At 44.6% G+C, this 12,306-nt stretch carries 9 protein-coding genes; 5 read left to right on the plus strand and 4 right to left on the minus strand.

Annotated features, from left to right (window positions below):
- Position 1: 1 nt before the first annotated feature.
- A complete protein-coding gene (locus tag AC3CH4_RS09390; protein ID WP_488542878.1) occupies positions 2-847 on the plus strand; it encodes a dimethyl sulfoxide reductase anchor subunit family protein in 846 nt (281 codons plus the stop codon).
- A 161-nt stretch (positions 848-1,008) separates the two neighbouring features.
- Here AC3CH4_RS09390 and AC3CH4_RS09395 read toward each other — a convergent pair whose 3' ends face one another.
- Complete coding sequence (locus AC3CH4_RS09395; RefSeq protein ID WP_171309114.1) at positions 1,009-2,247, minus strand: CinA family nicotinamide mononucleotide deamidase-related protein; 1,239 nt, start codon at positions 2,245-2,247, stop codon at positions 1,009-1,011.
- 209 nt (positions 2,248-2,456) lie between these two features.
- Between AC3CH4_RS09395 and AC3CH4_RS09400 the strand changes: the two genes are divergently transcribed.
- The 4 genes from AC3CH4_RS09400 to AC3CH4_RS09415 all read left to right on the plus strand — a co-directional run bounded on the left by AC3CH4_RS09400 (position 2,457) and on the right by AC3CH4_RS09415 (position 6,512).
- Positions 2,457-3,368: a DUF3943 domain-containing protein gene (locus AC3CH4_RS09400; RefSeq protein WP_017083899.1), complete on the plus strand. Its 912-nt coding sequence runs from the start codon at positions 2,457-2,459 to the stop codon at positions 3,366-3,368.
- Positions 3,369-3,621: 253 nt separating this feature from the next.
- Positions 3,622-4,134: a glycine cleavage system transcriptional repressor gene (locus AC3CH4_RS09405; RefSeq protein ID WP_010438087.1), complete on the plus strand. Its 513-nt coding sequence runs from the start codon at positions 3,622-3,624 to the stop codon at positions 4,132-4,134.
- Between the two features lie 192 nt (positions 4,135-4,326).
- Positions 4,327-5,976: an Lcl C-terminal domain-containing protein gene (locus AC3CH4_RS09410; protein ID WP_488542879.1), complete on the plus strand. Its 1,650-nt coding sequence runs from the start codon at positions 4,327-4,329 to the stop codon at positions 5,974-5,976.
- Positions 5,976-6,512 (plus strand): Lcl C-terminal domain-containing protein, encoded by a 537-nt coding sequence (locus AC3CH4_RS09415; protein ID WP_146457118.1) that lies wholly within the window; start codon positions 5,976-5,978, stop codon positions 6,510-6,512. The genes AC3CH4_RS09410 and AC3CH4_RS09415 overlap by 1 nt, the downstream gene beginning before the upstream one ends.
- Before the next feature lie 85 nt (positions 6,513-6,597).
- On the opposite strand, the gene nspC is transcribed toward AC3CH4_RS09415, so the two are convergent.
- The 3 genes from nspC to AC3CH4_RS09430 all read right to left on the minus strand — a co-directional run bounded on the left by nspC (position 6,598) and on the right by AC3CH4_RS09430 (position 12,156).
- Positions 6,598-7,731: a carboxynorspermidine decarboxylase gene (gene nspC, locus AC3CH4_RS09420; RefSeq protein ID WP_488542880.1), complete on the minus strand. Its 1,134-nt coding sequence runs from the start codon at positions 7,729-7,731 to the stop codon at positions 6,598-6,600.
- A gap of 214 nt (positions 7,732-7,945) precedes the next feature.
- A complete protein-coding gene (locus AC3CH4_RS09425) occupies positions 7,946-9,196 on the minus strand; it encodes a carboxynorspermidine synthase (protein ID WP_488542881.1) in 1,251 nt (416 codons plus the stop codon).
- 8 nt (positions 9,197-9,204) lie between these two features.
- Positions 9,205-12,156: a diaminobutyrate--2-oxoglutarate transaminase family protein gene (locus tag AC3CH4_RS09430; RefSeq protein WP_488542882.1), complete on the minus strand. Its 2,952-nt coding sequence runs from the start codon at positions 12,154-12,156 to the stop codon at positions 9,205-9,207.
- Positions 12,157-12,306: the final 150 nt, after the last annotated feature.

Consider the following 12,306-nt stretch of genomic DNA (forward strand, 5'->3'; position numbering starts at 1 on the left):
GATGATTTTTCATGAGTGGTCTTTAATCTTCTTTACGGTGCTGGCGCAAACTGCGGTTGGTGGTTACTTACTGATTGGTGCTCGTGCACTGGTACTTGGTCATGACGAAGAGAAACTAAACAGCTACAAGGTTCCAATGTTCATTCTGTGGGCATTAATGGGTCTTGGTTTTATGTTCTCGACAACGCACCTTGGCTCTCCACTGCGCGCGTTTAACGCTTTTAACCAACTAGGCTCAGCTTGGTTGTCTAACGAAGTGTTCTTCGGTGCAGCATTCTTTGCTGTCGGTGGTCTGCAATGGCTATTGTCTGTGCTTAAGAAAGGTGGCGTAGCTATCCAGAAAACACTGATGGTCGGCGCGATGGTGTTGGGCGTTATCTTCATGTACGCGATGATCAACGTATACATGATCAACACTGTACCGACTTGGGACAACATCTACACACCATTGAGCTTCATCATGACGATGGTTGTGGGTGGTTTACTGCTGTCTCAGTTCGTGATTGTATTCGCCAATGATAGCCGCTTTACGGTAGACCGTAACATCACGATGCTGGCTGTGATTGCCGTTGCGATCAGCTTGCTTGTGACAGTAGGCAAACTGAACCTAATCGGTGACATCCAAACTTCAGTAGCTAAAGCATCTGAGTTGGTTGACGGTTTAGGCAGCTATGTGATTCTTCAAGTTGCATTGTTGATGGCAAGCTTGTTGATTTGGATTCTACCTATGCTGAACAAAGCAAAAGTGAACCCAGTAAACCTTGGCTTAGCACTAGTATTGTTCTTGGTTTCAGAGTTAATCGGCCGTGGCTTGTTCTATAGTCTACATATGACAAGCGGTTTGTAATCGAGTTCTTACAGACATGAGTTACGTGTAAACATAGCTGCTTGTTTGGTTATCTAGAAGGCTAGATAAACTAAAGGCCCAACACCTATTTAGATGTTGGGCCTTTTTATTTCGTTTTTTCTAGCGTTTTTAGTACAGACTTGGTTAGCTTGCCTAAATACTTACTTAATAATAGCCGCTGGAATAAACATGTCTTTCAATCGCTTAACCGAAGAGTAAGTACCAAACATCGGTTTGTTGTCTAGGTGTCTTCTCAGCATATCGGCGGCAACGGTCTTAATCACGTTACGTTGGTCTTCGCGTGAGTACTGACGATAAAATTCAAGCACCTGGCCCCACTCGCCTGCTTCAGTCGACAATGCAACGCTGAATGTGTTGCCTTCTAACTTGCCAGTCACCAAAGCTAGCTCAGTACCGCACTTCTCTCTTGTTGCGCCAGCCAGAGCAAAGGTTGCAGCTAATGGATCGCTCTTCTCAAGTTCACTCTCTTTTGGCTCAGCCATCACCCACGAATGCCCGAAGCAATCTTCAACCTGCTCATTCAATTGCAGCCACGCTGACAATGCGCCTTTGGTCGACACTTCCGATACTGATAAGGTCTTCTTTTTCTCAGCCATTATGTGGCCAATATGATCAACCATAGGCTCATCAACACTGACGACATTACTTTCTAGCAGCTTGTAAACCATTTGCAGCAACTTAACGCGAGTTTCTAAGTCTGCCTTAGGACCAAACAGTTTGACCTCAATGAACGGCAGATAAGAACGGTAGCCAAGTTCATAGCCGGCAGGAAGCTTAAGCTGATCTAACACATCCGAGATACCCGACTCAGACAAACCAAACGTAAACAGTCGACTGCATTCAGAGGCAACCACTTGAGGGTAAGTACGCGACAAATCAGGAATAATCTCAAACGTGACCATGCGTTTGAATTCACTCGGTACACCCGGAGTGAAATAGAAAGTCGCATCGTTGATTTTCAGTTTGAAGCCGCAAGCCGTGCCCACAGGGTTATCGACAATCTCTGAACTCGCTGGCAACAAAGCTTGTTTAAGGTTGCTGTCCGGCATCGGCATACCACGTCCAGAAAACATCTCTTCCATACGAGTTAGCCATTCAGGGAACATGACGAGTTTCTGTTCTGAAGCCGTCGCAGCCGCAGCCGCACTCATATCATCAGTTGTCGGTCCTAAACCACCATTAACGATAACCACATCATAGTTAAAACTCAGCATCAACAGTTCTTCAACTAGAGCATTCATTTGGTCACCCACAGTCGAACGTTTCGCTAGGGCAAAACCGTGCTGATAAAACTCAGCAGACATCCAAGCTGCGTTTGTGTCTACAATGTCCCCATGAAGAACTTCTTCACCAGTGCTTAACATTGCGATTTTCGTCATATTTCTATCCTTTGTAGTCATAAAAAGACACTGCATTATTTACAAACTGGTCTATGGTTGAGTTTGAGACATTTCACCTTTTCACAAATATTAATAATGTTAAATCTAAGGTTTCCTTAGGAAAAGCAATAAATTATTAGTTCCCTAAATCAGGCATTTAATAGATAATTGTGACTCTGATCAATTCTTAACTTCTCATGGAGACCCTTGTGGCCAAATCACCGTTACTAACGAAGGTTACTGCTGCATTTTCAATGCTAATGTCAGTTAACTCGGTTGCAAGCCAATACGACTTCGACCAACCAATCAACCTTTCTTACTCGGATGAATGTGCTCAAGATTACTGTGTTAATGAAAGCTTGTACACCTACAAGCCTAGCAAGAACTATGCACTAAGCGAATCAAGTGATCAGTACGATCTAACGATCGATAAGCAACCAATCTACCTTACTGTCAGCGATGGCAAAGATTGGGATTACTTAATGGGTCAAACCTACACCATTCTTGGCCTAAGTGTCGCAACCGTTGGTCTAATGACTCTTTTACCTGAAAGTATCACTAAGTGGGATGATGACCAACGTGATATCAGCGCACTGGGTAAAAAATGGAAAGATAACGTTTCCGAAGGCCCAGTATGGGATCGTGACGAACACTTCCTAAACTACGTGATGCACCCGTATTTCGGTGGTGTTTACTACACCGCAGCTCGACACGCAGGTTACGATGAGTTTGAGTCTTTCTTATACTCTTGGACCATGTCGACCTTCTTCTGGGAATACGGCGTAGAAGCGTTTGCTGAAGTACCATCATGGCAAGATCTGTTTATCACACCATTCTTTGGTGCGGTTGTCGGTGAAATGATGCTAGAAGCAGAACAAGATATCGTTGCTTCAGGTGGTGAAGTGATGGGCTCTCAAACCATGGGTGATGTGTCTCTATTCTTCCTAAACCCTGTTGGCCACATCCACTACTGGGTAAGTGACGCTTGGGGCGGTGATGCAGAAGTTAACCTGAATACTAACCCTTGGTGGGACAACCAAGACGCTGCGCGATTCGCCTACGATGCTGGCGCACGATACGATTCTCAATTTGTTGGTATGAACTTTAAAGTAACGTTCTAAATCGTCTTTCAGTCTATGAATTTCAAGTTACTGCATTCCTAATAAAAGCGACAACTCTTCTAAAAAGCGGCTCTCTAGCCGCTTTTTTTGTGCCCTACTCTTCATTCTCTTTTTTTACTTCACAGCTTAGTTTCAAAAATTGACGTAGGTCAAACATTGTTCGATGTAAACTTCTACACTGAAATTAAAGAACTTTATCGCGTGATATCAAACATTTAATTAGAAACGAATCATTGAAACTTTGGGGGCTGATATGAACAGTACATTTATCGTAAACTTTATCGGAAAAGCATCACCAGCAACAATCAAACAACTTGCTGCTGTTACTCACGAAAACGACGGCAAATGGCTCATCAGTAAAGTTAATTTTATTGAAGACCAGGTCGCAGGCGTACTTAAGGTTCAACTTCCAGCCATCAACGAATCGATTGTGAAAGAGGCTTTCAGCGCCAATACTGACTTGATCGTGCAGTTTGTTGATTCAGACCACACTCACAACGCACAAGATACAATCCATCACTTAAGGCTCGACTCTAACGACAGAGCCGGTATCGTCAACGAAGTGACACATGTATTAGACAGACAAGGGATCAGCATTCTCGATATGGACTGCCACCGTGTCTTTATCGCTGGCGGCGGTGGCGTTAGCTCAAGCCTATTTACTTCCAAGATTGCCGTTAAGCTGCCAATTGAAGTTCTGATTGATGATGTCGTCAACGAGTTAGAAACGCTCAGTGAAGATACTCGTGTGATGATTGAGAGTTAAGTTACCTACCCTCCCGACAATGGATTCGTTGTTGGGAGGCTAACTAATGAGAAATACACTTCACTTACATAACTTACAAAAATACGAATAAAAAGGATAGAAAAACATAACCTAGACATATGAAACCAAGCATTTATATGAATTTATTGTTATCATAGATATCTTATATAATTTAGTAGCTTAGGTTGATACATGGAAAGAAAAAGGTCGAGTTGGCAACTCAATGCCATCTCAGTAATCCTTCTCACAACACTATTTAGCGGCTGTAAAAGCGGCCATGAAAATAATGACAGTGGAACAACAACGACAGGAACCAGTACTGGTTCATCCTCTTCCCCGGTTACTGTTAGCCTCCCTAATAGTGTTTCATTTTCTGAACCACAATCAGGGTCAAAAACAGAGTCGATCACCGTTTCTCTTTCCGAAGCCTTAAGCCAAGATCTAACCTTGACGATCTCAACCAGTGACGTAACGACACGTTCCAGTGGTGCGTTCAAGAACTACGATGTTATCTCTAGCCAAAACGTCAAAATTGCGGCAGGAGCAACAAACGCAGATCTGCCATTAAACCTTGTGCACAATAATCTGTATGAAGGAAGCAAAACTCTTCATTATTCTATAAGCGCAGATGGTAGCGATCTATATAAGATCGACAATGCTCAAACAAATGTGACGTTATCCGATAGTGATTCTGAACCAAGTATTCGCTATAGCGACACCAGCAAAGTGGTCTTAGAAGGGGATAGTGACAGCAGTAACATTGAGTTAAGCCACTATTCCTACCAAGATATTACCGTTACGCTAGAAAAAAGTGGGATAGCTTCAAATGATGATTACACCAGTAATCTTAGTAGCATGACTATTACGATTCCCGCCGAAAGTTTAACGCACGCAATAAAAGTAACAGCCAAACAAGATAGGCTAAGTGAAGGGGGGGAATCGGTTATATTCACCATGTCCAGTAGCGGAAATACCTCGATCGATAGCGATCACAACTCGCTGTCATTTTATATACCCGGCGATAGAGGGATTAACGATACGGGTTTTGCTACCTACTCTGATGGTGCAACCCACGATTTAATATCTGCGCCAGCCAATTACCCCGGGCAAGATGCCAACTATGGTTTAGATAGTACTAACGGTACAGACCACTCAGACGGTCAATACGGCTTTAAATTCACTAAATTAGATTACAGTGGCAACATTCTTCCAAATAGCGCCACGGATTGGTCTTGCGTTCGAGATGAACGAACAGGTATGTATATTGAAGCCAAACAGCAACCAATCGACTTACCAAATCAAAGCGCAATCGATCAATGGTTAGAAGATTACGCCAATGCCCCTGATGCAAACCCGTACCCATATTCGACAAAATCGGCCTACTGGCGCAGCGCTGCCTACCAATACACATGGTATGATTCAGTTTCCACAACGAATGGCGGTTCTGCCGGTCATAAAAATGATGAGCTTCTGGCTGACGGACCAATTTCTTCTGCGTGTGCTTACTCGACCAATTCTTCAGGTAATAGACGTTGTGATGCCGAAGGTTACTTAGCCAACCTAAATAGCTTTGGTGCATGTGGCGTCAATAACTGGCGTTTGCCTTCTCCGGCAGAAGCCCGTTCATTTATTAACTATAATGTGGGCACTATTGACCCAACGACTGTTGATTACTTCCCATACATCAAGAATGTGAGCTCTGTTGATACTATTTTTACGCAGTCCACTTCTGTTGGAGCCAGCAGCAGTGCATGGTGTATGGATACATCAAGCGGGCAAATGAAACTTTGTAACAAAGGGACTTATCAAGGTGTTATCGCAGTAAGTGGAGTAGTCGAATAATGAAACTTAAATATTATGTTATAGCAGCCCTATTTGCTCCGAGTTTAGGCTCCGCTCAAACCTGTGTTGAAAATCAACCCGCTTCCCAAACTGATGGTCAATTCATCGACCGCCAAGATGGAACGATCTTAGATATACACACCAACCTGTTATGGGCCAAATGCAGTCTCGGGGAAACCTATGATACAGAAAGTAATCTTTGTAGCGGGTTCCCTACGAACTACATCTCTTTTCAAGATGCTTTGGCCGCGGCGGCTGATACAACATTAACAACAATTGGATCTCAAAATAGTTTTAGACTACCAAATATCAAAGAGCTTGGTTCCATTGTTGATTACCGCTGTACCCAGCCAGCTATTAATCTAAGTTACTTCCCAACAACAATAAATGCACCTTATTGGACAAATACTCCGGACAATAATGGTATCAATACTAATCACGACGGATTGATAATTGACTTCACAGAAGCACAAGAAGTAACCACAAATTCAAGTGGGATGACCCTTATCCGCTTAGTAAAAGAATTGAACGAGTAAAACACTCTTTCATCAAGTAAGAGTCCAAAATCAAAAAGAGCAGCTCATTGGCTGCTCTTTTTATTGTTCTGAAGCTATGACTCAGTTACTTTACTGACCACTGCGACAGAGAACGTTTGAAGTCGTCATAGCCAAACTCATTCAATTTTTGAATTTCGCCATTGCTGCGCTCACAATAGATAGACGGCATTTTCAAACCATTGAACCAATTCAGTTTCACCATAGTGTAACCAGCACTGTCCAACAGATGCAGCTTTTGACCAATTTTCAGAGGCTCATCAAAGCTCGCTTCGCAGAATTGGTCGCCCGCAAGGCATGAACATGAACCAATCACATAGTCGTGACTGCCTGTTTCTGAGGCTTCCAATACCGATGCTGGTTCATTGTAGATAAGCGTATCAAGACGGTGTGCTTCGGTTGCTGAATCGACAATTGCCGTTTTCTTCACGTTATCTACGATATCAACCACTGTCACAACCAAGTCAGTTGTTTTAGTGATGATGGCTTCACCCGGCTCAAGGTACATCTGCACGCCGTGCTTTTCAGAGAAGGCTTTTAGCGCAAGACCAAGCTTTTCAATGTCATAGCCCGGCCATGTGAAGAACACACCACCGCCCATGCTCACCCAGTCCAACTTATCTAAGTGCTCACCAAACTGTTCTGAGATTGAATCAAGCAAGCCGATAAATGCATCGACGTCTTTGTTCTCACAGTTCATGTGAAACATGACGCCATTAATCTCATCGAAGGTCTCAGGCTTGATGTGATCAGCTTGAACACCCAAACGAGAGAATTGGCGTGCAGGGTTTGCCAAGTCTTGTCCTGCGTAGCTCACTCCTGGATTTAAACGTAAACCCAGTGAAGCTTTACCTTCAACAATATGACGGTAAGCCGCTAACTGGCTTTGCGAGTTGAAGATCATCTTGTCGCAGATGTCAGCGACTTCTCTCACGTCATCTTCGCTGTAACCCACACTGTAAGCGTGCGTTTCACCACCAAAGGTTTCGTGGCCAAGCTTCACTTCGTATGGGCCAGAGCTTGTCGTGCCATCGAGATAAGGTTTGATGATGTCAAACACACCCCATGTCGAAAAACACTTGAGTGCCAATACCAGCTTCACACCTGAAATCTCTTTCAGCTGTTTAGCTATCTCTAAATTCGCAATCAACTTCTCTTCGTTGATCATGAAATAAGGCGTTTTTAGTTCATTGTTTTGCATGTTATCTATACCTTGCTGCCCTCGACTTAACGAGGGCACATGATAATCGAAAAAAGCCGACGCTCATGCATCGGCTTGTAATTATACGTTCTTGTCCATCATATGGCTTTGGATGTAATTCTCAGAGCTTTGACCTTGTAGCTAGGACATCGCGCGGAGTTTACGAACGTAAATGAGCACGATGGATAACACGACAAGGGCAAAGAACCAGAAATTACTTCAAAGTGTGGATCAGAGGTAGACCTTGTTTAGGCTCTAGCTCTTGAACATGCCAATCTAGACCGATTTCAGGCATCGTTGCAAGGAACGGGTCTGGGTTTAGCTGTTCCATGTTGAACACGCCTTTGTCAGCCCATTCACCACGGAAGAACTGAAGTGCAGCCGTAATTGCAGGAACACCGGTTGTGTAAGAGATTGCTTGGTGCTCAACGTCTTCGTAAGCCACTTCGTGGTCTGCGTTATTGTAGATGAATACGCTGCGCTCTTTACCGTCTTTCTTACCTTGAACCCAAGTACCGATACACGTTAAGCCCGTGTAACCCGGAGCCAAAGATGTTGGATCTGGTAGCAGCGCTTTAAGAACATGTAGAGGCTGAACCACAGTGCCATCGTGCAGTGTTAGCGGATCTGGGCTTAGAAGACCGATATCACGCATGCAGTTGAAGTAGTTCAGGTATGCATCACCAAAGCCCATCCAAAATTCGATACGCTTAGCAGGGATGAACTCTTTCATTGAACGCACTTCATCGTGTGCCATTGAGTACACTTTATGAGAGCCACAGTTAGGGAATTCGAACTCAAGCATACGAGAGTGACAAGCTACTTGTTTCCACTCTTCGTTTTCCCAGTAGAAAGAGTCGCCTTGGATCTCAAGCATGTTGGTTTCTGGGTCAAAGTTTGTCGCAAACTTCTTGCCGTGGTCGCCAGCATTCACGTCCATTACGTCGATTGAATCAATCTCATCGAACAAATGCTTAACCGCGTACGCAGCAAAGATTGATACCACACCTGGATCAAAACCAGCACCAAGAATACCAGTGATGCCCGCTTCAGCGAACTTCTCACGGTAACCCCACTGCCAATCGTAAGCTTGTGGTACTTGTTGGCCTTCAGAACATAGGTCAACCGCCACCGATGTATCTAGGTAAGAGACTTTCGATTGGTAACACGCTTCCATGATCGCCATGTTTACCCAAGGAGGACCAGCGTTGATAACTAGGTCTGGCTTAACTTCTTTAATCAAAGCAACAAGCGCATCAACATCGTCAGCGTTTACTGAACGTGCTTCTAGTTTCTTAGTTGAATCTTTAAGGTTGTTTTTACCCTTGATAGATTCGATGATTTTTTCACACTTCGCGATTGTGCGAGAAGCGATCGTGATATCACCCAGTACTTCGTTATTTTGTGCTGCTTTATGTGCAACAACCCAACCGACGCCGCCTGCACCAATTTGTAGAATAGCCATAATTTTAATTACCCTTGTTGTTCTGCTAGCTCAATAGCTAAAGTTTGAATTTTGTTAATTAGAGATTTGAAATCTGATGTCGTTAAGCACGGATTCAAGATAGTGAATTTCAGCGCACTTTTACCATCAACGACCGTTTCGCCAAGCACGGCAACGCCACGAGTCAGCGCCTCCAGCCTTAACGTCTGATTCAGTTTGTCTAAATCAAGAACGCTGTTTGCTGATTGTTCATTGCTAGGCACAGATCGGAATAACACGGTAGAAAGTGAAGGCTCAGCAAGCAATTCAAAATCGTCATGCTTCTGAATCAGGTCGGCAACTTGAAGCGTCTGCTCTAGAAGATGGTCGTACATATCTCCCAGTTGCTTTGGTCCAACGCTTTGCATCGTCATGAAGACTTTCAGTGCATCGAAACGCTTGGTCGTCGCGATAGACTTATCGACTAGATTCGGCAGCTCATCGTGCTCGCGGTTTAAGTAGTCTGCGTGATGCAGTAGGTACTTAAAGTTTGCTTTGTCTTTGAGAAGCACAGCACCACAGCTGATTGTTTGGAAGAACAACTTGTGGAAATCAACGCTGACTGAGTCCGCTTTTTCGATGCCTTTCAGACGAGCTTTATGGCTACTTAAGATAAGCGCGCCACCGTAAGCACTGTCGACATGGAACCAAAGACCTTGTTGGTTGGCGATATCAGCTATCGCTTCCAGGTCATCAATAGCACCATGGTCGGTTGTGCCTGCAGTACCTACCACAGCAAAAGGAACCAACCCTTGAGCTTTAAGCGCTTTCACTTCTGCGTCTAGCAAGTCCGGCTTGATAGTGCCGTTTGCATTGGTGTCAACACAACACACTGCAGCTTCGCCTAAACCCATTAAAGAGGCCGACTTTTGAACCGTGAAGTGAGATTTCTTTGAACATAAGATACGCAGCTTGCTCGCGTATTCTGGCAAGCCAAGCTTTTGGATAGAATGGCCATTGTACTTATCGGCAACCCAATCTCTCGCAAGCAATAAACCCATTAGGTTACTTTGCGTGCCGCCGCTGGTGAAAACACCGTCAGCTTGTGCGCCAAGCTGGTATTTGTCACACATCCAATCTACGACGCGCTGCTCAACATAAGTCGCAGCAGATGCTTGGTCCCATGAATCCATCGATTGATTCAACGCCGCGATAATCGATTCCGCAGCAACAGAAGCCATAAGAGGAGGCGTGTGAAGGTGTGCAATACAGTCTGGGTGCTGCACAAAGATAGAGTTCGCTGCGACTAAGTCAGCCGTGCTATCCACAACATCAACCAAAGCGTGCTGGTTGTTATCGAGATCGACAGCGTTGATAGCTGCTTCTAGCATTTTTGGATCTAAACCCGAATAAGGGGTTTCAACCTGTTCAAAAACCGCTTTCATCGCTTGAGTAGTTTGGTTCATCACGCTAGCAAATTCGTCGCTACCACCTAAACCCGTCTGGATGAAATGCTTGTTCCATTCCTGATTTGATTCTTCGCTTTGTGTTTGGTCTTGTCGTAAACCACCACCCGCTGCGATGATCGCTTCTTCCATGACGCGCAATGCAAAGTCGATCTGCTCAAAAGAGATAATCATAGGTGGAAGGAAACGAATTACCGAACCATCACGACCGCCCTTCTCGACCATTAATCCGCGCTCTAATGCTGCTCGTTGAATCGCTAACGTCAGCTCGCCGTCTGATTGCGGCTCGCCAAATTTGTTGAGTTCGCCGTTTGGTTGCTTGATCTCAGCGCCAAGCATCAAGCCTTTGCCACGAACTTCAGCAATACAGTTCACACGCGATTGAATTCTCTCAAGCCCATGACGTAAGTATTGGCCTGCGATGTTCGCGTGCTCAACCAAACCATCTCGCTCGATGATTTCTAATGCTTTAGCGCCAGATACCATTGCTAATTGGTTACCACGGAATGTACCGGTGTGCTCACCCGCTTTCCAAGTATCAATGCTCTTATCGAACACAAGCAGCGACATAGGCAGTCCGCCGCCAATCGCTTTAGACAAGCACAAAATATCAGGGTTAACGCCTGATTCTTCAAACGCAAAGCGATGACCAGTTTTACCTACACCACACTGAATTTCATCAAAGATAAGTAGGATGCCGTGTTCATCACAGATGCGACGCAAGCCTTGTAGCCAAGATGCCGGGGCTGGAATCACGCCGCCCTCACCTTGTACAGGCTCAACGATCATTGCTGCAGGTTTCATGATGCCAGATTCGTCGTCATTCAACATACGCTCGATGTAACGAATGCTTGCGTTGGCACCTGCTTCACCACCAATGCCAAACGGACAGCGAAGATTGTATGGGAAAGGCATGAAATGTACGTCAGACATTAAGCCGCTACGACGCTCTTTAGTGCCAAGGTTACCCATCATGCCCATGGTGCCGTTCGTCATGCCATGGTAAGCACCACGGAAAGCAAACATGGTGTTACGACCTGTTGTTTGCTTGGCTAGCTTGATAGCCGCTTCCACAGCATCAGCGCCAGACGGGCCACAAAATTGAAGAACCGAGTTAGTTGAAAAATCTTGAGGGAGAAAAGCTTTAACTCGCTTGATAAACGTCTCTTTTGCTTGAGTCGTAATATCAAGTGTTTGGTATGGCAAACCTGAATCGAGTTGGTCTTTAAGTGCTTGGTTGATTTCAGGGTGGTTGTAACCCAAAGAAAGTGTACCGGCACCAGCTAAGCAATCGAGAAAGAGTTGGCCACGAGTATCTTCAACTAAAACACCACATGCTCGTTTAATAGCAATAGGTAGGCGTCTTGGGTATGAACGAACATCCGATTCATGCTGCTCTTGTTCAAGCAAAATAGCGTCAGGTGTTAGGTCGTAAGTTCCCTCAACGATAGGAACCATAGTTGAAAATGAATTTGCGATAGTATTAATATCGACTTCAAAGGCGGTAGTCATAAAAATCCCCTTGAATGTGTTCATACTCACCTCCATCAGACGCAATTGCACACCGTCCCTCTATTGATTTAGAGAGAATTCATAGTGAAACACGCGTATTGTCTAGAAATGAGATATAGCTGTACGCTCGTATAAGTCAAATGACGAATACGAAATTAGGCCGTCTTAGGACAG

The organism is Vibrio sp. QJM3NY_26, assembly GCF_057786005.1.

Bases quoted from the DNA above. Each gene is read 5' to 3' on its own strand.
- AC3CH4_RS09390 (WP_488542878.1), top strand. From the start codon at position 2: ATGATTTTTCATGAGTGGTCTTTAATCTTCTTTACGGTGCTGGCGCAA.
- AC3CH4_RS09415 (WP_146457118.1), top strand. From the start codon at position 5,976: ATGAAACTTAAATATTATGTTATAGCAGCCCTATTTGCTCCGAGTTTA.
- AC3CH4_RS09395 (WP_171309114.1), bottom strand. From the start codon at position 2,247: ATGACGAAAATCGCAATGTTAAGCACTGGTGAAGAAGTTCTTCATGGG.
- AC3CH4_RS09430 (WP_488542882.1), bottom strand. From the start codon at position 12,156: ATGAACACATTCAAGGGGATTTTTATGACTACCGCCTTTGAAGTCGAT.
- AC3CH4_RS09425 (WP_488542881.1), bottom strand. From the start codon at position 9,196: ATGGCTATTCTACAAATTGGTGCAGGCGGCGTCGGTTGGGTTGTTGCA.
- AC3CH4_RS09405 (WP_010438087.1), top strand. From the start codon at position 3,622: ATGAACAGTACATTTATCGTAAACTTTATCGGAAAAGCATCACCAGCA.
- nspC (WP_488542880.1), bottom strand. From the start codon at position 7,731: ATGCAAAACAATGAACTAAAAACGCCTTATTTCATGATCAACGAAGAG.
- AC3CH4_RS09410 (WP_488542879.1), top strand. From the start codon at position 4,327: ATGGAAAGAAAAAGGTCGAGTTGGCAACTCAATGCCATCTCAGTAATC.